This window comes from Ferrovibrio sp. (assembly GCF_017994015.1).
GTDB lineage: Bacteria > Pseudomonadota > Alphaproteobacteria > Ferrovibrionales > Ferrovibrionaceae > Ferrovibrio.
In genome coordinates this window covers 1-21,749 of record NZ_JAGOLP010000052.1, presented here as the reverse complement: position 1 = coordinate 21,749, position 21,749 = coordinate 1, and the positions used below count along the sequence as shown (strand labels likewise).

General features: G+C 62.4%; 18 protein-coding genes and 2 pseudogenes. 2 read left to right on the top strand and 18 right to left on the bottom strand.

Translation table 11 applies throughout. From position 1 onward, the window contains the following. Both pepN and dnaE read right to left on the bottom strand, forming a co-directional pair. A pseudogene (gene pepN, locus KBB36_RS17225) lies at positions 1-456 on the bottom strand (aminopeptidase N); the annotation flags it as partial. Between the two features lie 9 nt (positions 457-465). Next, on the bottom strand, positions 466-3,945 hold the full coding sequence (dnaE, locus tag KBB36_RS17220; RefSeq protein WP_290983725.1) for a DNA polymerase III subunit alpha: 3,480 nt from the start codon (positions 3,943-3,945) through the stop codon (positions 466-468). Between the two features lie 282 nt (positions 3,946-4,227). On the opposite strand from dnaE, the gene KBB36_RS17215 reads away from it, so the two are divergent. Beyond that, positions 4,228-4,785 carry a GNAT family N-acetyltransferase gene (locus KBB36_RS17215; RefSeq protein WP_290983721.1) on the top strand — a complete coding sequence of 186 codons (558 nt, stop codon included), beginning with the start codon at positions 4,228-4,230 and terminating at the stop codon, positions 4,783-4,785. 44 nt (positions 4,786-4,829) lie between these two features. Continuing rightward, positions 4,830-5,423, top strand: coding sequence for an NAD(P)H-dependent oxidoreductase (locus KBB36_RS17210; protein WP_290983718.1), 594 nt, complete (start codon positions 4,830-4,832; stop codon positions 5,421-5,423). Here the strand turns inward: KBB36_RS17210 and KBB36_RS17205 are convergent. From KBB36_RS17205 to KBB36_RS17130, 16 genes and pseudogenes are all read right to left on the bottom strand, one after another. Next, positions 5,420-7,414, bottom strand: a complete 1,995-nt coding sequence (locus tag KBB36_RS17205) for a molybdopterin cofactor-binding domain-containing protein (RefSeq protein ID WP_290983715.1) — start codon at positions 7,412-7,414, stop codon at positions 5,420-5,422. The genes KBB36_RS17210 and KBB36_RS17205 overlap by 4 nt on opposite strands. Continuing rightward, a complete protein-coding gene (locus KBB36_RS17200) occupies positions 7,411-7,887 on the bottom strand; it encodes a (2Fe-2S)-binding protein (RefSeq protein WP_290983713.1) in 477 nt (158 codons plus the stop codon). The genes KBB36_RS17205 and KBB36_RS17200 overlap by 4 nt, the downstream gene beginning before the upstream one ends. Positions 7,888-7,962: 75 nt before the next feature. Then, a complete protein-coding gene (locus tag KBB36_RS17195; protein ID WP_290983711.1) occupies positions 7,963-9,060 on the bottom strand; it encodes a GGDEF domain-containing protein in 1,098 nt (365 codons plus the stop codon). After that, a complete protein-coding gene (locus KBB36_RS17190; protein ID WP_290983708.1) occupies positions 9,057-9,737 on the bottom strand; it encodes an ABC transporter ATP-binding protein in 681 nt (226 codons plus the stop codon). The genes KBB36_RS17195 and KBB36_RS17190 overlap by 4 nt, the downstream gene beginning before the upstream one ends. Positions 9,738-9,841: 104 nt before the next feature. After that, positions 9,842-11,092: a lipoprotein-releasing ABC transporter permease subunit gene (locus tag KBB36_RS17185; protein ID WP_290983705.1), complete on the bottom strand. Its 1,251-nt coding sequence runs from the start codon at positions 11,090-11,092 to the stop codon at positions 9,842-9,844. 8 nt (positions 11,093-11,100) lie between these two features. After that, positions 11,101-12,426 (bottom strand): proline--tRNA ligase, encoded by a 1,326-nt coding sequence (gene proS, locus KBB36_RS17180; RefSeq protein WP_290983702.1) that lies wholly within the window; start codon positions 12,424-12,426, stop codon positions 11,101-11,103. An 85-nt stretch (positions 12,427-12,511) separates the two neighbouring features. Next, on the bottom strand, positions 12,512-12,886 hold the full coding sequence (locus KBB36_RS17175; protein ID WP_290983699.1) for a hypothetical protein: 375 nt from the start codon (positions 12,884-12,886) through the stop codon (positions 12,512-12,514). A 439-nt stretch (positions 12,887-13,325) separates the two neighbouring features. After that, on the bottom strand, positions 13,326-14,351 hold the full coding sequence (locus KBB36_RS17170) for a phytanoyl-CoA dioxygenase family protein (protein ID WP_290983696.1): 1,026 nt from the start codon (positions 14,349-14,351) through the stop codon (positions 13,326-13,328). 65 nt (positions 14,352-14,416) lie between these two features. Beyond that, positions 14,417-14,677 (bottom strand): DUF1467 family protein, encoded by a 261-nt coding sequence (locus KBB36_RS17165; protein WP_290983693.1) that lies wholly within the window; start codon positions 14,675-14,677, stop codon positions 14,417-14,419. A 2-nt stretch (positions 14,678-14,679) separates the two neighbouring features. After that, on the bottom strand, positions 14,680-15,084 hold the full coding sequence (mce, locus tag KBB36_RS17160) for a methylmalonyl-CoA epimerase (RefSeq protein ID WP_290983690.1): 405 nt from the start codon (positions 15,082-15,084) through the stop codon (positions 14,680-14,682). Positions 15,085-15,128: 44 nt separating this feature from the next. After that, positions 15,129-16,790, bottom strand: a complete 1,662-nt coding sequence (locus KBB36_RS17155; RefSeq protein ID WP_290983687.1) for a ribonuclease J — start codon at positions 16,788-16,790, stop codon at positions 15,129-15,131. Next, the gene (locus KBB36_RS17150) at positions 16,787-17,554 is read right to left on the bottom strand and encodes a type III pantothenate kinase (protein ID WP_290983684.1); all 768 of its coding nucleotides are present in this window, start codon (positions 17,552-17,554) and stop codon (positions 16,787-16,789) included. Before KBB36_RS17150 ends, KBB36_RS17155 begins: the two co-directional genes overlap by 4 nt. 23 nt (positions 17,555-17,577) lie before the next feature. Next, positions 17,578-18,318, bottom strand: a complete 741-nt coding sequence (locus tag KBB36_RS17145) for a biotin--[acetyl-CoA-carboxylase] ligase (RefSeq protein WP_290983682.1) — start codon at positions 18,316-18,318, stop codon at positions 17,578-17,580. A 10-nt stretch (positions 18,319-18,328) separates the two neighbouring features. Next, positions 18,329-19,768, bottom strand: coding sequence for an NADH-quinone oxidoreductase subunit NuoN (nuoN, locus tag KBB36_RS17140; protein ID WP_290983679.1), 1,440 nt, complete (start codon positions 19,766-19,768; stop codon positions 18,329-18,331). Positions 19,769-19,779: 11 nt separating this feature from the next. Further along, the gene (locus KBB36_RS17135) at positions 19,780-21,291 is read right to left on the bottom strand and encodes an NADH-quinone oxidoreductase subunit M (RefSeq protein WP_290983676.1); all 1,512 of its coding nucleotides are present in this window, start codon (positions 21,289-21,291) and stop codon (positions 19,780-19,782) included. Position 21,292: 1 nt separating this feature from the next. Then, a pseudogene (locus KBB36_RS17130) lies at positions 21,293-21,749 on the bottom strand (NADH-quinone oxidoreductase subunit L); the annotation flags it as partial.

Genomic DNA, 21,749 nt, shown 5'->3' with positions numbered 1-21,749 from the left:
GGTGACGCGATAGGTGGCCATCACATCCGGCCGATCCAGGAAATAGGTGATGCGGCGAAACCCCTGTGCCTCGCATTGTGTGCAGTAATTGCCGCTGGATTGATACAGCCCGGTCAGTTGCGTGTTGCCGGCCGGGTCGATTTCGGTTTCGATCTCCAGCAAAAAAGCCCCTGCCGGCGGCGCGGTTATGGTCAGCGTCTTGTCATCCAGCGCATATTCAGTTGCCGCCAGGGCGCGGCCATCGATGGCAATGCCAAGCAGCTTCAACGCCTCGCCATCCAGCACCAGCGGCTTGCCGGGCGCCGCCGCCTGCATCGCCAGCCGTGCCAGCACGCGCGTTGTTTTCGGCTCCAGATCAAAAGTCAGGTCAACATGATCAATGCGGTAATCCGGCGCGCGGTAATCCTCGCGGCGGATAGCCTGCGGCTGCTGAATCTCGGCGGTCCTGGCGTCCATGATTGATCCCTAAATATCGTAAACTTCCACCACGCCCGGCAGCACGCGGATCTGACCGCGCAGTTGCGGGTTGACGGCATAGTTGCTCGGCAATTTGATCTCGGCATCAAGGATTTCATCGGCGGCGATTTGCAGGCCGAGGCGCACTTCGCCCCGGCCCTTGCCGGCCTTGCCGAGCAATTCCTGGATGCGGGCCAGCGGCTTGTCATCCTCGATCACGATGCGGATGCCGGCAGCAGCCCGCGCCGCCACGTCATCCAGCAATTCCACCTTCTGCGCCGTGAAGCGGGCCTGCTCGCCTTCCAGCTTGGCATTCAGGGTCCAGACCACATTCTTGCCCGGCTCCAGCCAATCGCGGTGCATGGCCAGGATTTCCGAGAATACGGTTATCTCAAACATGCCGGTGGCATCCGAGCAGCCGACAAAAGCGAAGCGCTTGCCTTTCTGCGAGGTGCGTTCCTGGCGTGCCACCACGGTGCCGGCGATCTTGAATATCTGGTCGCCGGTATGCAGCATTTTCATCATTTCGGCATGGCGCTTGGCGCCGATGCGGTTCAGCGTGGCCTGATAGGCATCGAGCGGATGCGCCGAGAGGTAAAAGCCGATGGCCTCGAATTCCTTGGCCAGTTGATCCATCGGATTCCACGGTTCGGCTTCGGCCAGCTTGGGTTCGCGTTCGGCGGCCGGGCTGGCGCCGCCAAACATCGACACCTGGCTGCTGGCGCGTTCCTCGGCCTTGACCTGGGCAAAGCGGATCAGGGTTTCGAGGCCGGCCATGGTCTTGGCGCGATTTTTCTCCAGGCCGTCAAACGCCCCGGCTTTGGCAAGATTTTCCAGCATGCGCTTGTTAAGTGCCGCCGGATCAACCCGGGCGGCGATGTCGAACAGGTTCTTGAACGGGCCGCCCTGCTGCCGCGCCGCCACCACCTGCGCCATTGCTGCGCCGCCGACATTGCGCACTGCCGCCAGCGCATAGCGGATCGCGCCCTTGCCGTCCGGCATCCGCTCCACACTGAATTCAACATCGGATTTGTTGATATCCGGCGGCAGCAACGGAATGCCCTGGCGCGAGCATTCCTGGCGAAACACATTCAGCTTGTCGGTGTTGGAAATATCCAGTGTCATCGACGCAGCGATGAATTCCACAGGGTAATTGGCCTTCAGATAGGCCGTGTGCCAGGCCACCAGCGCATAGGCGGCAGCATGGCTCTTGTTGAAGCCATAACCGGCGAATTTTTCCACCCGTTCGAAGATTTCCGCCGCCAGACCGGGATCAACGCCATTCTTCTTGGCACCTTCGGCAAAACGCTCCTTCTGGGCATCCATCTCGGCCTTGATCTTCTTGCCCATGGCGCGGCGCAGCAAATCGGCATCGCCGAGCGAATAGCCGGCCAGCACCTTGGCAATTTCCATCACCTGTTCCTGGTAGATGATGACGCCATAGGTTTCGGTGAGCACCGGCTTGAGCGTTTCATGCATGTAGTCAGGCTGTTCGCGGCCCTGCTTACGCGCAATATAGCTCGGGATATTATCCATTGGGCCAGGGCGGTAGAGCGCCACCAGGGCGATAAGGTCTTCGAAGGCATCGGGCTTCATCTGCCGCAGCATGTCGCGCATGCCGCTGCCTTCAAACTGGAACACGCCCACCGCATCGCCGCGCCCAAGCAGGTCAAAGGTTGGCTTATCCGCCAGCGGAATGCTGGCCAGACTGATATCGATGCCGCGCTTGCGGATCAGCTCCACCGCCTTTTCCAGCACATCGAGGGTCTTGAGGCCGAGGAAGTCAAATTTCACCAGGCCGGCGGCCTCGGCATATTTCATCGAAAATTGTGTTGCCGGCATGCTGGCATGCGGATCGCGGTAGAGCGGCACCAGTTCCACCAGCGGGCGGTCGCCGATCACCACGCCGGCGGCATGCGTGGAAGCGTTGCGATACAGACCCTCCAGCTTGAGCGCCACGTTGATCATGTTGGCCACGGCCTCGTCGGCATCGCGCTCCTCGCGCAGCCGCGACTCTTGAGCGATGGCCTGTTCCAGCGTCACCGGATTGGCCGGATTGTTGGGCACCAGCTTGCAGATGCGGTCCACCTGGCCGAGCGGCAATTGCAGCACGCGGCCCACATCGCGCAAAGCGGCGCGGGCCTGCAATTTGCCGAAGGTGATGATCTGCGCCACATTATCCGCGCCATAGCGGCCCTGCACATAGCGGATCACTTCATCGCGCCGCTCCTGGCAGAAGTCGATATCGAAGTCTGGCATCGACACGCGCTCGGGATTGAGGAAACGCTCAAACAGCAGGCCGAAGCGCAAGGGGTCAAGATCAGTGATGGTGAGCGCCCAGGCCACCACCGAGCCGGCGCCCGAGCCGCGCCCCGGCCCCACGGCGATGCCATTGCGTTTAGACCATTGGATAAAATCGGCCACGATCAGGAAGTAGCCCGGAAACTGCATCTTGATGATGGTTTCGCATTCGAATTCCAGCCGCTCGTAATAGGGCTTGGCAGCTTCGCCGGAGACGCCGATCTGCTTCAGGCGCTGTTCCAGCCCGTCGCGTGCCATGCGGCGCAGCATGTCGGCCTCGCTCTCGCCGCTGCCCGCAGCTTCAGCCGAGCCAAAATTCGGCAGGATCGGCTTGCGCTCCTCGGCTTTCACCGCACAGCGCCGGGCAATCACCAGCGTGTTGTCCACCGCCTCGGGCAGATCGGCAAACAGCACACGCATTTCCTCAGCCGATTTGAAGCGATGTTCGCGTGTCACCTTGCGCCGGTTGCTCTGGCCGACATAGGCGCCCTCGGCGATACACAGCAGCGCATCATGCGCCTGATACATGCCCTCGTCGGTGAAATAACAATCGTTGGTCGCCACCAGCGGCAGATCATATTCATAGGCCAGATCGAGCAGGCCCGGCTCGGCGCGCTGCTCGGCGGCCCAGCCATGGCGCTGCAATTCGATATACAGCCGATCCGGATAGATCGCTTTCAACCGCAGCAAAGCCGCACGCGCCGCATCCACCTGGGCATCCGCCAATGGCCGGCCGACCGGGCCAGTGATCCCGCCGCTGAGACACAGCAGCCCTTCATGCCAGGTTTCCAGATCCTGCCATTGCACCTGCGGCGCCTCGCCCGGCGGCACTTCCAGATAGGCCTTGCTGGAAAGCCGCATCAGGTTGGCATAGCCGGCTTCGTTCTGCGCCAGCAGCACCAGCTTGTCAGGGTCTGGCTTTTTCAGCGCCTTGCCGCCGCTGAAACCGCCCGCCGCCTGGTCCTGCCGCGCCACGTTGAGCTGGCAGCCAATAATCGGCTGCACCCCCTTGCCGGCCAGCGCCTTGGAAGCCTCAAGGGCGCCGAACAGGTTGTTGGTATCGGTGACCGCCACCGCAGGCATGCGCAGCTTGGCACAGAGTTCGGCCAGCTTTTCCACCCGGATGGCGCCTTCGGTGAGCGAATAGGCGGTGTGGACCCGGAGATGAACAAAATCTGCGTGGGGCATGGCTGTGTGCGACTCCCGTTCTGGGGCCTACGATAAAGCGCCTAGCCGCGCCATGCCAGAACGGGCATGGCCCGAATCCCAAATCGGCACGGCTATTTACAGAACGATCCACAAGATTTTGCGCTTGCCAGGCTTTTGCCCGCGGCGTGGCGCCAGCCCGATTCGGAACGGGCGCGGACGACTCCCATATCTTGAGCGAACGAAGCAGAAATTCATGCCACCTATAGCCGTGCCTGGCGGCTTTCGCTTATCCTCCGGCCCCGATCAGCGAATGGCGACACCATGGCCAACCAGAACAGCATTGAAACCGACCGCCTTTATCTGCGCCCGCCGGCGCCTGAGGATTTTGACGCCTGGGCCAGCTTCATGGCGGATACCGAGGTGCAGGAATTTCTTGGCGGCGTGCAGCCGCGCGGTGGTGCCTGGCGCAGCCTGTGCCTGATGGCCGGCTCCTGGAGCATCATGGGCTATGGCATGTTCTCGGTGCTGGAAAAAGCCAGCGGGCAGTGGATCGGCCGCATCGGCCCGTGGCAGCCGGAAGGCTGGCCCGGCACCGAAGTGGGCTGGGGCCTAGCGCGCAGCGCCTGGGGCAAGGGTTATGCCGTGGAAGCCGCCCGCGCCAGCATCGACTGGGCCTTCACCCATTTGGGCTGGAGTGAGGTGATCCATTGCATCGATCCGCGCAACGGCAATTCGCAGCAGGTTGCCAAGCGCCTCGGCTCGCGCCTGCTGCGGCCGGGCAAACTGCCCGAACCATTTAATATCGAACTCGACCTCTGGGGTCAGAACCGTGAGGAATGGGCCGCACGGAATGGCGGACTTGACGTAACGAAAACCTGATCCGGATCAATGCCGGATACTGCCTGCGGGCGCAGTATCAACGCATGACCAAACCGACCAAACGCATCCTGATCCTGCTCGGCCACCCGGACTCGCCGCAACCGCATCTCTGCCACGCCCTGGCCAATAGCTACGCCCGGGCCGCCGAAGCCGCCGGCCATGAATTACGCCGCATCGACCTGGCGCTGCTCGACATCCCGTTGCTGCGCGGCCAGGAGCAATTTGAACAAGGCCAGCCGCCGCAGCAGATTGAACAGGCCCAGGCCGCGATCCGCTGGGCCGATCATGTTGTGCTGGTCTTTCCGCTCTGGCTCGGCACCATGCCGGCACTGGTGAAGGCCTTTTGCGAACAGGTATTCCGCCCCGGCTTTGCCTATGCGCCGGCACAGCAGGGTTTCCCGCAAAAACTGCTCGACGGCCGTTCAGCGCGGCTGGTGGTGACCATGGGCATGCCGGCCTGGCTGTATCGCTGGGTCTACTGCGCCCATGGCCTGCGCGGCCTGGGCCGCAACATCCTCGGCTTTGTCGGCTTTGCGCCGGTGCGCTACAGCCTGTTCGGCATGGTGGCCACAGCCAGCGACAAGCGGCGCCAGGCCTGGCTGCGCGAAATGGCCAGGCTGGGTGCAAAAGCTGATTAGGCCATATAAGGCAATCGGAGCACGCGGCGCCCGGTGGCAGCGGCGATGGCATTGCTGATCGCCGCCGCTGCCACCATCGCGGTTTCACCCGCTCCGGCGGGTAGGGCGCCAGCCGGCTGCAACAGATCAATCTCGATCTCCGGCATATCAGCCAGGCGCGGCAGGGCATAATCGGCAAAAGAGCTGGCGGCGACGCGGCCATCCGCCACGGCCAAGTTTTCATGCAGCACCATGCCCAGGCCCCAGAGCAGATTGCCCTCCACCTGCGCCCGCACCTGATCCGGGTTCACCACCAGGCCGCTATCCTGGGCGCAATAGAGCCGTACTGGCCGCACATTGCCGGCGGGATCACAAGACACATCGGCAATCAGCGCCGCATAGCTGGTTTCCTTGTAAATGCCGCAAGCCACCCCGCGGCCAACGTGTGGATCACTCGGCGCAGCACCCGCCATCTCGGCCACCCGGCGCAGGCAGGCAGCCAGGCGCGCCTGATCGGGGCCAAGATGATCCAGCCGGAAACGGATCGGATCGCGCCCGGCCAGGGTGGCCAGTTCATCCAGCGCAGATTCAATGGCAAAGCCATTCGGCCCGGCGCCCAGGCCACGCCATGGGCCAGTGTCTATCGGCAGGCGGATATCGCTGAATTCGATGCGCTGGCGGGCCATGCGATAAGGCGGCACGGCGCCGCGCGCCACGCCAGGATCGGCAACAAAGCCAGTCAATGCCTGCATCCAGCCCGGCATTGCCGCAGAGGTGAAAATCACATGGCCGGAACAGAAGCCATGCCACCAATCGGCAATCCGCCCGGCCGCATCCAGCCGCGCCCGGATACGATGCGCCGAGGGCGGCCGGTGGAAGCCGTGGCGGAATTCGGCAGCGCGGCTCCATTGCACCTTTACGGGCCGGCCGGCAGCCTGGCTCAGCAAGGCGGCTTCCACTTCCTGGCGCGGCACAGCACGGGCGCCAAAGCCGCCACCAATGCGGCAGCCATGCACCTGCACCTGATCCACGGCCAGGCCGAATTGCCGCGCCAACGTGGCGCGCACAAAGAAGATATCCTGACTGGCGGTCCAGACCTCCAGCCGGAAAGGCTTGCCGCCATCATGCCACTGCGCCACGGCGCTGCGCGTTTCGATACTGGCATGCGCGGCAAACGGAATCTCGTAGCGCCGATCCAGGCTCCAGGCGACTTCCCGGGCGATCCGGTCGCGGCGCAGAACATGCTCCAAGCTGCCGCGTGCCAGCATCGTATCGATGTCAAAATCCGGCATGGCGCGTGCCGGCAAGTCGGTCTGCGCCAGATCAAATGCTGCCGCCTGAAGCGTGGCCGGATGCTCGGCCAGCAGGCCCTGGCGGCCATCGCTCAGGGTTACTTTGCGCAACCCCGCCGGCGCTGGCACATCCGCCACCAGCACCAGGCCATGCAGCATGCCGGGCAAACGGATGTCGCCGGCATAAAGCGGCTGGCCGGTAACAATAGCCTGCACATCTTGTGTCGGCAGCACCTGCCCCACATAGCGGCGCGGCATGTCGGCCGTAAAACTGCGCAAGGTCACGGCCTGGCCGTCATCCACAATCTCGCCGCCCATATTGCCCGCCGCCAGGTATTCACGCAGCAGGGCAGCCGCACGCGCCACCGGCAGGGCAAAATCCTTGATGCTGTCGCTGCCCACCGTGGCACGCACCGGCGCGATCTGGCTGGTGGCCGGCAACACAGCCTCAACCTGCGCCAGATCAATATCCAATTCTTCGGCTACGATCTGGCGCAGGGCGATGCTCACGCCCTGCCCCATTTCCTGGCGCGGCAGCAAAAGCCGCACTCGGCCATCGGGCAGCCGGCGCAGCCAGGCAATACGCGCCTCCGGCTTCGGCATGTCGCGGGTCGGCATTGCCGGCAGCGGATTGAAGGCGCAGGCTGGCGCAGCCGCAAACACGGTGATGCCGGCTGCCATGCGGCTGGCCTGGCGCAGCAGGGTTCGGCGCGACATCATGGCCGCCGCTCCTGGCCGGCCATTTGTGCCGCAGCCAGCAAAATGGCCTGCCGGATACGGCGATAGGTGCCACAACGGCAGAGATTGCCGGCCATGGCTTGCTCGATAGCTGCGTCATCCGGCTGCGGCTGCTGCGCCAGCAGGGCGGCGGCAGCCATGATCTGGCCGGCCTGGCAATAGCCGCATTGCGGCACGCTGGCCGTTATCCAGGCCGCCTGCACTGGATGCAGCGTCGCACCGTCTGCCAGGCCCTCAATGGTGGTGACATGACGCCCTGCCGCCTCGGCGCCGCTGACCTGGCAGGCGCGCACCGCCACACCATCCAGATGCACCGTGCAGGCGCCGCACAGGCCCTGGCCGCAGCCGAATTTGGTGCCAGTCAGCCCCAGGCCCTCGCGCAGCAGCCAGAGCAGCGGATCATTCGCGCGGTCATCCGGGATACTGGCCTCGCGGCCATTCACATGCAGCAGCATTTTTTGGCTCCGTCATTGTCGGAGCCTCAGCATGGCAATAATGCTTTCAGCGGTATTGAACGAAAGCGACGCGTATCACTGTGCCAGTTCAACCCGGTTACGGCCATTCGCCTTGGCGCGATACAGCGCCATGTCAGCCTGGCGCAGCGCCAGCTTCCATTCGGCCTTGTCATTCACCAGCGGCGCAATGCCAAAACTGGCACTGACCCGCAGCGTAACTTTTGCCACCGTGATTTCCTCGGCCATGAAACGCAGGCGCAACCGCTCGGCCAGAGCTGCCGCCGCCGCCATCTCGGTTTCCGGCAGCAGCAGGGCAAATTCCTCGCCGCCGATACGCGCCAGCATATCGATATCGCGGATTTCCTCTCGACATAGCGCGGAAATGCGGCGCAGGACCTTGTCGCCGGCGCCATGGCCATGCTGGTCGTTGACGCGCTTGAAATGGTCCAGATCAAACAGAACCAAAGCGGCAGAGCGGCCATAGCGCACGCAGCGCCCCCATTCGGCCAGCGCGGCTTCCTCAAAATGCCGTCGGTTCATCGTGCCGGTCAGCATGTCGGTGCGCGCTTCGTGCAACGCCACCTGCTCCTGCTCCCAGGCGCGGCGCAAAGCGGCCTCAAATTTGGTCACCGTCAGCATCGCCAGCACGGTACCCAGCAATACCAGGCCGGCGATATTGCCCAGCACCAGGCCACGTTCGCCATGCAGCAATGTCACCACAATAATGGTGCCACCCGATAACACACCGCCCAGCAAGGCATCACGCCGGCTCGGCAGCACACTGGGAATCCAGATATAGATAAAGATGAAATTCGCCAGGCCGTAGACCAGCCCCATATCCAGTTGCGCCACGGCACCGGTCAGCCCGAGCGGCACGGTAATGGTATGGGTCAGCACCAGGCGACGATACAGCGTGTAGCTTTTGCGCTTCGACGCCACCCAGATACCCTGCACCAGCAGGATGGCGAAAGCTGCCCCAGCACGCCACAGCAAAGCCGCCCAGGCCTGCGCCGGATCAATGAAATGATCCAGGATATTGAAACTCAGGATCAGCAGTGCAAACAGCACCGCGCGCAGGCTGCTATCGCCGCTGAGGCGGAAAGCCAGATCGTCGGTATAGGTTATGCGGCCGAGGGTTTCCGACGCCTGCCCCGGCTCGGGCGCGTCACTCATGCCGGCTGCAATCGGCCCTCGTGCAGCGTGACCACACGATCCATACGCTGCGCCAGCGCCAGGTTATGAGTAGCGATCAGGGCGCCGATGCCGGCATGCCGCACCAGCCGCAGCAATTCCTGAAACGCCGCCTCGGCATTGCGCTCATCCAGGTTGCCGGTCGGCTCGTCGGCCAGCAGCAATTGCGGCTGCGCAATCACGGCGCGGGCAATCGCCACGCGCTGCTGTTCACCGCCCGATAGCCGCGCCGGCCGATGGGTCAGGCGATGGCCCAGCCCCAGGGTTTCCAGCACCTGGGCCGCCTGCGCCTTGGCCTTGCTGCGCGCCAGCCCCTGGATCAGCAACGGCATGGCGGCGTTTTCCACCGCCGAGAATTCCGGCAGCAAATGGTGATACTGATAGACAAAGCCGATGCGGCGACGGCGGATCAGCGTGCGCGCCGCATCGCCCAGGCGGCTGCAATCCTCACCTGCCACCAGCACGCGGCCACCATCGGCAGCTTCCAGCAAACCAGCCGTGTGCAACAAGGTGGACTTGCCTGAGCCGGACGGGCCAAGCAAAGCCACGATCTCGCCCGGCTGCACCACCAGATCGACGCCACGCAGAATCTGCAATTCCTCGCCACCCTGGCGGAATGTGCGGATCACACCTTCAAGCCGGAGGGCATCCTCACTCATAGCGGACCCCGAAAAAATGAGATCCTCGGGTCAAGCCCGAGGATGACGACAAAAAAACAACTGTCATACCCGCAGAAGCGGGTATCCCATTTTGCATCACGTCATCACTCATAGCGCAAAGCCTCCACCGGATCGAGGCGGGCGGCGCGCCAGCTTGGGTAGAGCGTGGCCAGAAAGGATAGCACCAGCCCCATGGTGACAACCGCAATCACATCACCGGAATCAACCCGCGCCGGCAACTTGGTGAGGAAGTAGATTTCGGCAGCAAACAATTCGGTGCCGATGATCGACTGGATGAACTGGCGGATATTCTCAATATTCATCGAGAAGGCCAGGCCAAGCGCAAAGCCTGATATTGTGCCAACCACGCCGATGCTGGCGCCGGCAATGACAAACACGCGCATGATCGAACCACTTGCCGCACCCATGGTGCGCAGGATGGCGATATCGCGGCCCTTGTCCTTCACCAGCATGATCATGCTGGAAATGATGTTGAATGCCGCCACCACGATGATCAGCGTCAGGATCAGGAACATCACGTTGCGCTCAACCTGGAGCGCATTGAAGAATTGCTGATTGGCCTGCTGCCAGTCGTAATAGCGGTAGCCCGGCCCCAAGGCCTGCATGATCGCGGGGGCAAGGCGGCGCGCCTGATCCGGATTATCCAGCCGAACTTCCACCGCATGGGCGGTATCGCCAAGGCGGAAGTAAATCTGCGCCGCTTCGAAGGGCATGAAGACAAAGCCCGAATCATATTCAAACATGCCAACATCGAAAACGCCGGCAATACGATAGGCGCGGCCTCGCGGCACGCTGCCAAACGGCGTGGCGGTGATCTGCGGCGAGATCAGGGTGAGCTTGTCGCCAACGCCCAGGCCCAGCTTGCGCGCCAGGCGATGACCGATCACCACCGCATCCTCGCCGCTGAATTCCTGCAATGAACCGGCGCGCATGCCCTTGGCGATGCTGGTCTCGCGCGCGATATCGGCCTGGCGCAGGCCACGCACCATCACGCCGGAAGCCTGACCATTGGCGGTGGCCATCACCTGGCCCTCGATCATCGGGTTAGCCTGGCGCACATGCGCCAGACCACCAACCACCTGTGTCACCCTGGCATAATCATCCAGGGTAAGGCTGCGTTCAGCCTGGATCATCAGATGACCATTAAGGCCGAGAATGCGGCCGAGCAATTCAGCCCGAAAACCGTTCATCACACTCATGACAATGATCAGGGTGGCCACCCCCAGCATGATGCCGAGGAAGCTGAATACCGCGATCACGGAGATGAAACCCTCCTGCCGGCGTGCGCGCAGATAGCGCAACGCCAGCAGCCACTCGAATGCGCCGAACGGCATGGTTTGACTTATCCTTTCGCGGCGATCAGCTTGGCGATGGCGGCATCCACGGTAAGTTCTTCCTTGGCGCCGCTGGCGCGGTTCTTCACTTCCACCACGCCATTCTTGATGCCACGCGGCCCCACCGTCACCTGCCAGGGCAGGCCGATCAGATCCATGGTGGCGAATTTAGCACCGGCACGCTCGTCGCGATCATCATGCAGCACGCTCAGGCCAACCGCTTCCAGCCGGGCTTGCAGCGCATTGGCGGCCTCGGCGCAGGCGGCATCATCCACCTTCAGATTGATCAGGCCAACATGGAACGGCGCCACGCTCATCGGCCAGACAATGCCGGCCTCGTCATGGCTGGCCTCGATGATGGCGCCCACCAGGCGCGACACGCCGATGCCGTAAGACCCCATTTCCAGTGTGATCGGCTCGCCGCCGGGGCCCTGCACCACCGCGCCCATCGGCTTGGAGTATTTGGTGCCGAAATAGAAGATATGGCCCACCTCGATGCCGCGGGCGGCGAGCTGGCGCTCGGCCGGCAAGGCCTCGAAACGCGCCGCGTCATGTTTTTCCTCGGTGGCGGCATAAGGCGCGGTCCAGCTATCCACGATGGATTGCAGGTCGGCATCATAATCCACGCCCTGGCCCAGCACATCGCGTTCCACCAGCGCCTTGTCACAGAACACGGCGCTTTCGCCGGTCTCGGCCAGGATGATGAATTCATGGCTCAGATCGCCGCCAATCGGGCCGGTATCGGCCTGCATCGGAATGGCGCGCAGGCCCAGGCGGGCGAAGGTGCGCAGATAGGCCACGAACATGCGGTTATAGGCGCGGCGCGCGCTGGCCTGATCCAGATCGAAGGAATAGGCATCCTTCATCAGGAATTCGCGCCCGCGCATGACGCCGAAACGCGGCCGCACTTCGTCGCGGAATTTCCACTGGATGTGATAGATCAGCTTCGGCAATTCGCGGTAGCTCTTGATCTCGGCCCGCACAATATCGGTTAGCATTTCCTCGTTGGTCGGGCCATAGAGCAACGGGCGCTCATGGCGATCCGTGATGCGCAGCATCTCCTTGCCGTAATCATCGTAGCGGCCGCTTTTCTGCCACAGCTCGGCCGGCTGGATGGTGGGCATCAGCATTTCCTGCGCGCCGGCAGCATCCTGCTCCTCGCGCACAATACGCTCGATATTACGCAGCACCCGCAGCCCCATCGGCAGCCAGGAATAGATGCCGGCCGCGTTCTGCCGGATCAGACCGGCACGCAGCATCAGGCGATGGCTGACGATCTGCGCCTCGGAGGGATTCTCCTTCAGCACGGGCAGGAAATAGCGGCTCAGGCGCATGGGGCTTCCTTGTAGGGCAATGCTTTGATGGGGAATAACTAGGGCGTTTTTAAGGCGCGCCCGGCAGGCCCGCAAGGGCGGCTGCTCAACGCTTTTTCTGCTTCAGGCCATCCAGATGGGCGCGGCAGGCGGCCAGCACGGCATCCTCGGCCGGCGGTTCCAGCGCCTGGCGCTGAAAACTCAGTTTGCCGCTGGCCGGATCAAGCTCCAGTTTGCCAACGCTCAACTCGGCCTGCGCCGCCTGTGGCGGCACGCGGCTGCCCAGCAACTGGCCCAGCGTGAATTTGAGCTGAATGCCAAAACGCGGATCAAGCCAATCCGCATTGCCGGCGCTGGGCGGGAGATCGGCCGGCGCCACCGCCCTGCCCTGCACATCCACCCCCGGCACATAATCTGCCCCTGGCTGCACTTTTGGTCGGGCGGCCACCAGCTTGCGGCAGCTTTCCGAGTCGAGCGCCACCACAGTGGGTAATCCAGTCGAGTCGGCGGCCAACTTTCGAGTCGCAGCAGTGCCATTCGGCTTTTCAGCCGCCGAAACCGCGATTGCCTGTCCTGTGACCAGGGCTGCCGCGATAATATGCAACAAGCACTTGCGCAACATTTCAAAAGCTTAGCGGCCTTGGCTTAACATTTTGTAAGATTTTGTGAAATTAAACGGTGACAAGGCTCGTTCTTTTGGCTATAAAACTCCTGCAACCGCTTGGAAACAGGCGGCCCAAGTCTGGGGAGGCTTAAACTTACCCGTGCGAGACGGGAAACGGAGCAGGGTTTATCCTTGCTCCTTATTTTTTTTTGTGCAATGCACAAAAACTAGCCGCCCGAAAATAGGGTAGCCATTCTCAACCTTACGTAACGATAACTAAGTGAAAACTGCCTGCTGGCCGGGACAAGCAGGCTTCTTACTTGCGGCTCACCAAAGCGCGGATGGCGAGATTTTTCAGGGCGTAGAACGGCCCTGGAAAATACGTTTCGGCAAAAGCCACAGCCCGGTTGCGAAACCGATTCAGGTTTTTCGGGTGATGCACCGATACACCGTTGACGGTTTCCAGGTTCAATTGCCGCAGCCGGCTCTGGAATTGCAGAAAGCCATGGCTCTCCGCCAGCAAATGCATGGTGAAGGAATTGCGTGAGCGCTCCGGCTGCGTGGTGGCCAGGCTGCCATGCACGGTCAGCGCATTCCAGAACAGCACATCGCCAGGCCCCAGGGCCGGCGCATGGCAAGGCAGCCCCTGCTCTGCCATCGCCTGCAACATCGCCGCCTTGTAGCGCTCATGGTTGAAGGCGATATCCACGCCGGCAGCGTGGCGCAGCATCTCCACCTTATGGCTGCGCGGATAGACATAGAAGCGCCCTGCCCCCGGCGCGATCTCCTCCAGCGCCACCCAGGCCGCAACCATGGTGCCAATCTTCTCGCTATCGAGATAGTAACTATCCTGATGCGCCCAGGTGGCCGGATTGCCTTCAAAATACATGGTCTGGACAATCTTGGCCTTTTCGCCCAGCAAAGCTGAGGCCGCTTTTTGCAGGGCGGGCGCGGTCAGCACCTTCAGTGCCGCCTCAGGGAAAAGCGGCGAGCGCCGCCGGTCAAAATCCTGCACATTCAGCATCGCATTGAGCATGAAGCCCTGCGGCGTGAAAACATGGCGCTCATAACGGCCGCTGGAAGTCTGGCGATAAAAAAAGCCGCGATCCGGCTTCACTTCCCGCAGATAAGCCTGATGCGCCGCCACACAATCCGCCACCGGCACGGCGCCACGGATCACCACATACCCCTCGGCATCGTAATAGGCCCGGGCGGCAGCCAGGTCATTGGCGGCAAAAGTGGGGGTGTCGTTATCCGCCGGGGTTACCGGCACCATAACCTCCCCGCCCACCGGGCCGGGTACACAACGATGTGTTTCGCGGATAGGCAGGGCGTGGTTCATGGTTCAGACTCGAGAAAAAGCACACGCCAACACTATATATGCGTGCATCCCCAAACAAGCGGGTATCAGCCGCGCCCGAACAACGCATCCACGTTAATAAGGTTGTAATAGCCTACCACCCAGTAGATACCGAAAATCACGCAACTCAGGCCGAAGGTGACCAACATCTTGAAGCCGATGCGCGGATTGACCGGCGCCGAGGTTGCCTGCCCCGGCAGCATCTCCTCGCCTGCCTCATGCGACGTGCGCACGCCAATCGGCAGCACGCAGAACAGGGTCAGCATGTAGATGCAGGCGAAGGCCACCAGGCTATTGAAAATCGTCATGGTCAGACCTGCTCGATCTCCACCAGGGTGCCCATGAAATCCTTCGGATGCAGGAACAGCACCGGCTTGCCATGGGCGCCGATCTTCGGCTCGTCGCTGCCCAGCACACGAGCGCCCTCGGCTTTCAGCTTGTCGCGCGCGGCATAGATATCGGCCACTTCATAGCAGATGTGATGAATGCCGCCGGCGGTGTTCTTGGCCAGGAAATTGGCAATCGGCGAGCCCTCGCCCAGCGGATGCAGCAATTCGATCTTGGTGTTGTCGAGTTCGACAAAAACCACCGTCACGCCATGTTCCGGCTGCGGCAGCGGCGCCGAAACTTTGGCGCCCAGGGTGTTGGCATAGGTGTCGCTGGCGGCGGCGAGGTCCGGCACGGCAATGGCTACGTGGTTGAGGCGTCCGATCATGGCTTGGGCTCCTTCATTTCTCGCAATAATATTGGTCCTGGCGCTCAATCTGACAAGCGAATGATATGCACCTGGCAGATCGGCTTGCGGCCGGTCAGCGGCTTGAGCGCCCGGCGCAGGGCTTTCAGCGCGGCTTCCTCCAGATCGGCATCAGCGCGGCGGCGGCGCGGCAGGGCGTCGATGGCATCGCCCACCGCCTCGGCAATCCGCCCGGCAACCACATCGGCATCGCCGTTCAGCACGCCCGCGAAACTGACCATCGGATCGGCTTCCAACTGCCCGGTCTCGTCCACCGCCAGCGACACCAGCGCCACGCCGTTGAAGCCGAGCTTGCGGCGGCTTTGCAGCGTGCCACCTTGCAGCGGGATCAGTTCGTCGCCATCGATGGCCAGGCGCCCAGCGGGCACTTCCTGTACCACTTCGGGCAAGCCCGGCGCCAGGCGCACCATGTCGCCATTGCGCGGCACCAGGCCATGCGGCACCTGGAGGCTTTTGGCGAAACGCGCATGTTCCACCAGATGGCGCGGTTCGCCATGCACCGGGATGGCGATGCGCGGCCGCGCCATGGCATACATATCGGCCAGTTCATCGCGCGAGGGATGGCCGGAAACATGCACAAAGGCATCCTTCTCGGTAATCACCTCGATGCCGCGCAGCACCAATTCATTATGCAGCCGGAATAGCGTGCGCTCATTGCCCGGAATGATCTTGGAGGAAAACACCACCAGATCGCCGGCGGTCAGCCCGACATGCTGATGCTGGTCGAAGGCAATCCGCGCCATGGCGCCGCGCACCTCACCCTGGCAGCCGGTGCAGACATACATCACCTTGTCGCGCGGCAGAAAGCCGGCTTCCTGCTCGTCTACCAGGCCGGGGCGATCCTGCAAATAACCATTCTCGCGCGCCGCTGCCGTGAAGCGATGCAGCGAGCGGCCGATCAGGCAGATACGGCGGCCGATATGCTGCGCCACGTCAAACAGGGTTTCGAGCCGCGCCAGATTGGAGGCAAAGGTGGTGACGGCAATGCGGCCGGGCCGATCCGCCAACAGGGTCTTGAGGCTGTCGCGCACAGCACCTTCCGAGCCGGAGCGGCCCCGGCTGAACACATTGGTGCTATCGCACACCATGGCCAGCACGCCGGCATCGCCCAGGGCCTGGATGGCGGCACGATCCGTGGCCGGACCCAGCACCGGATCGGCATCCAGTTTCCAATCGCCGGTATGCAGCACCACACCATGCGGGGTGCGAATTGCCAGCGCCTGAGATTCCGGCGTGGAATGTGTGATGCCGATCGGCGTGATCTCAAACGGCCCGAGATCAATGCGCTCACCTGGTTTGTAGATATGGATCGGCACCAATTCCTCGATGCCCTTCTCCTCCAGCTTGCGGCGCAGCACCGAGGCGGCAAAGCCGGTAGCCCAGATCGGGCAGCCCAGCTCATGCCAGCAATGGCTGATGGCCCCGAGATGATCCTCATGCGCATGGGTCAGCACAAGGCCGAGCAGCTTATCCTTGCGATCCGCGATCCAGGTCGTGTCCGGCACGATCATTTCCACACCGGGCATACTGTCATCAGCGAAGCTGGTGCCCAGATCCACCATCAGCCACTGGTCGCCATAGCCATAGAGATTGAGATTCATGCCAATCTCGTTGGCACCGCCCAAAGGCAGGAAATACAGCGCCGTGTCTTTTGATAGCTGGTTCATGCGGCGCTGCTGCGGTGGTAAATCTCGATCAGGCCGCGCACGGTGATATCCGGCACAATCTGCTCGATCACATTGGTGGCGCCATCAAAAACCGGCGCCAAGCCGCCGGTGGAAATCACCTTCATCGGCCGGCCGAATTCAGCCCGAATCCGCGCCACGATGCCTTCGATCAGGCCGACATAACCCCAGAACACGCCGGAATGCATACAGGCTACCGTGGTCTGGCCGATCACCTTGGCCGGCTTTTCCACCACAATACGCGGCAGCAAGGCCGTGGCGCTGACCAGGGCCTCGATGGACAGGTTGATGCCCGGCGCAATCACGCCACCACAATAGGCACCGGCCTCGTCCACCACATCGAAGGTGGTGGCGGTGCCAAAATCCACCACGATCATCGGCGTGGCGGGGAACAACACGGCGGCGCCCACCGTGTTGCAGATGCGGTCGGCACCGGCACCGGCGCCCTTGATCTCGATGCCGTATGTCACATTCGGCTCGCCGAGCACCAAAGGCTCGGTATCGAAATAGCGCGTGCACAGCCGACGCAGGTTGAAGGTGGCCTGCGGCACCACAGAAGCGATGATCGCTTGCCGCACGCTTTTGGGATCGATGCCTTCAATCTGCATCAATTGCAGCAGCCACACGGCATGTTCATCGGCGGTGCGCATGGCCGAGGTATGCTGGCGCCATTCGCCGACAATACGGTCGCCGTCGATGACGCCGAATTTCACATTGGTGTTGTTGGCGTTGATCGCGAGCAGCATCGGCTTTCCTCCTATCTACTGGGTCAACGAACTGGAAACACATCACCGGCGGTGATGGCGCGGCGGGCGCCATCGGCAAATTCCAGGATCAGCGCGCCGCCATCATCCAGGGCAACAAAGCGGCCCTGCAATTCTTCCTGCGCCAGCCGCACCACGACCGGCTGGCCGATGCCCTGGGCAATGCCCAGCCAAGCCTGGCGCACCGGGGCAAAGCCCTCGCGCTGCCACAGATCGTACCAGAAGCCGAAACGCTCCAGCAGCCTGGGCAGAAAGCTTTCCGGCGTCTCGGCCAAACCATGCGCAGCGAGATTGGTGGCCGGATAGGGCGTATCCGGCGGGTGCCACAGCAGATTGATGCCAATGCCGACGATCAGATGCTCCAGATGGCCCGGCCGGTTTTGTGCGGCGCGCGATTCCAGCAGAATGCCGCTCAGCTTGGCGCCATCCAGCAGCACGTCATTGGGCCATTTGCAGGTGACATGCCCGGCCAAAGCCGGCCCGGCTGCCAGCACCGCCTCGGCCACGCATAGGCTGACCATGAATGACAAGGTTGCCGCTTCCATGGCGGCCCGCTGTGGCCGCAGCAACAGCGAAACGAATAAATTGCCTTCCGGGCTCTCCCAGGCACGGCCGCGCCGGCCACGCCCGGCGCTCTGCCGCTGCGCCGTCACCACCAGCCCCTCCGCCGCCCCGGCCTCGGCCTGGCGGCGGACTTCCTCATTGGTGCTGTCGATTTCGGCGAAGCCGGCGATGCGCCACTGCAATCGCTTGGCCTTACGGGAACAGGGCTTTGGCAGCGGCGGCGGCCGCCGCCACCAGCGGCGCCGGATAGACAAAGTACAGCATGGTGAACAGCCCGGTAACGCCCATCACGGCGGCAAGCTCGGTGCGCACCGGCTTGACCAGCGGCTCACTGGCCTCGTCGAAATACATCACCTTCACAATGCGCAGATAATAATAGGCACCCACCACACTGCTGAGCATGCCGATCACCGCCAGCACATAAAGCTGGGCGTTGATCGCCGCCATCACCACATAGAACTTGCCGAAGAAGCCAGCCAATGGCGGCACGCCGGCGAGCGAGAACATGAAGCTGGCGAGCAGCAAAGCCATACCCGGATGGGTTTTCGCCAGGCCGGCCAGATCGCTGATGTTTTCCACCATCTGGTCACGCTGGCGCATCGACAGGATGATGGCGAAGGTGCCGACATTCATCGCCAGATAGATGGCGAGATAGATCAGCACGCCACGCACGCCCTCTTCCGTGCCGGCCGCCAGACCGAGCAGGGCATAGCCGACATGGCCGATGGAGGAATAGGCCATCAGGCGCTTGATGTTGCTCTGCGCGATAGCGGCAAAGGCGCCGAGGATCATGCTGAGCGCGCTGATCGCCACGATGATCTGCTGCCACTCGGCAGCGATCTCGCCAAACGGGGTCAGCAGCGCGCGGCAGAACAAAGCCATGGCGGCAATCTTCGGGGCCACGGCAAAGAAGGCCGTCACCGGGGTTGGCGCACCTTCATAAACATCCGGCACCCACATATGGAACGGCACGGCGGAAACCTTGAAGGCCAGGCCGGCCGCCAGGAACACGATACCGACGATCAGGCCGATGGGCGCGCCATTGGCGGTTTTCAGCGCCTGGGCGATTTCGGTAAAGCCGGTGGCGCCGGCAAAGCCGTAGATCAGCGACGAGCCGTAGAGCAGCATGCCGGAAGACAGCGCGCCCAGCACAAAATACTTCAGGCCCGCCTCAGTGGCGCGGGCGGAATCGCGCTTGAATCCGGCCAGCACATAGAGCGACAGGCTCTGCAATTCGAGGCCGAGATACAGCGCCATCAGATCATTGGCCGATACCATCATCATCATGCCGATGCTGGCCAGCAGGATCAGCACCGGATATTCGAACCGCTCCATGCGCTGGTGCCGGATATAGCCCAGCGACTGGATGATGGCGAAGCCGGAGCCGATCAGGATCAGCACCTTGGCAAAACGGGCAAAACCATCGGCCACGAACAGGCCGCCGAAGCCGCTGAGCGCCTCGGCCGGCTGGCACCAGATCAGCAACACGGTAACGGCGCAGGCGGCAACGCCAAGCCAGGATACCAGGCGGGTGGAATCCTCACCCTTGAACACACCGAGCAACAGCAGCGCCATGGCGGCGACACTGAGCCAGAGTTCGGGATAGGCGGGCGCGAGCGAAGCGAAGGTCACGGCCGATACTCCTAACGGGTCGACGCCACTGCCGCCTTGACGGCAGCAAGCGCGGTCTGATGCTGATCAAGCAGGTTCTTCACCGACACCGCCATGACATCCAGGAACGGGCCAGGATAGATGCCCATCCACAGCGCCAGCACCACCAAGGGCGCCAGGGTGGCAATCTCGCGGGCATTCAGGTCCAACATGCCCTTGAGGTCTTCCTTGGTCAGGTCGCCAAACACCACGCGGCGATATAGCCACAGGGCATAGGCGGCCGAGAGGATCACGCCACTGGTGGCAATCAGCGCCACCCAGGTATTGACCTTGAAGGCGCCAACCAGGATGAGCATTTCACCGACAAAGCCGGCAGTACCGGGCAGGCCGACATTGGCCATGGTGAACAGCATGAAGACCACGGCATATTTCGGCATGTTGTTGGCCAGGCCGCCATAGCGGGCGATTTCGCGCGTATGCAGGCGGTCATAAACCACGCCGACACAGAGAAACAATGCGCCCGACACGATGCCATGGCTCAGCATCTGGAAGATGGCGCCCTGCACGCCCTGCATGGTGAGGCTGAAAGTGCCCAGGGTGACAAAGCCCATATGCGCTACAGAAGAATAGGCGATCAGCTTCTTCATATCCTCCTGCACCAGCGCCACCAGCGAGGTGTAGACGATGGCAATGACCGAGAGGCCAAAGACCAGCGGCGTGAAATACACGCTGGCATCCGGGAACATCGGGATCGAGAAGCGGATGAAGCCGTAGCCGCCCATCTTCAACAACACACCGGCCAGAATGACCGAACCCGCCGTGGGCGCTTCCACATGCGCATCCGGCAGCCATGTATGCACCGGCCACATCGGCACCTTCACCGCAAAGGACGCGAAGAAAGCCAGCCACAGCCATTTCTGCACATCGGCATCGAAGCGGAAGGCCATCAGGGTGGGAATGTCGGTGGTGCCGGCCTTGAAGTACATATAGAGCAGCGCCAGCAGCAGCAGCAGCGAACCCAGCAGGGTGTAGAGGAAAAACTTGAAGGTGGCGTAGATGCGGCGCTTGCCGCCCCAGATGCCGATGATCAGGAACATCGGGATCAGGCCGGCTTCGAAGAACAGGTAGAACAGCACCAGATCAAGCGCGCAGAACACGCCGATCATCAGCGTTTCCATCACCAGGAAGGCGATCATGTATTCCTTGACGCGATGCTCGATGGCTTCCCAGGAAGCCAGGATGCAGAGCGGCATCAGGAAGGTGGTAAGGATCACAAACAGCATCGAGATGCCGTCAACACCCATATGGTAGTTGATGCCGGCACCGATCCATTCGCGCTTTTCCACAAACTGGAAGGCAGCGGTGGAATTATCGAAATTGTACCAGATCGCCAGCGACACGATGAAGGTGATCACCGTGGTCCACAAAGCCGCGTTGCGAGCATTGCGGGCCACCACCTCCTCCGGCCCGCGCGCGAGCATGATGAAAGCTGCGCCGACCAGCGGCAGGAAGGTGACGATCGAAAGCAAGGGCATGCCGGACATATCAGTGCCCCTTGGTGGCAGCAAAGAAATAGGTGACGAGGGCCGCCACGCCGATCAGCATGGCGAAGGCGTAGTGGTAGACATAGCCGCTTTGCAGCAGGCTGGCGCGCTTGGCCAGGCGCACAACATTGGCCGCCAGGCCATCCGGCCCCAAGCCATCGATGATCCTGCCATCGCCGCCCTTCCAGAATACCCGGCCGAGCCAGGATGCCGGACGCACAAAGACCCGGTCATACAGCTCGTCGAAATACCACTTGTTGAGCAGGAACTGGTAGAGCATCTGGTGCTGCTTCGCCGCCGCCGCCGGGATGCTGGTATCCCGAACATAGGCCAGCCAGGCCACGGCAATGCCGATAACACCGACGATGGTCGGGCCAACCTTGACCAGGAACGGCACATGATGCGCGTTCTCCATCGCCTTGTTGGCCGGCAGGATCAGGATCGCATCGCCCCAGAAG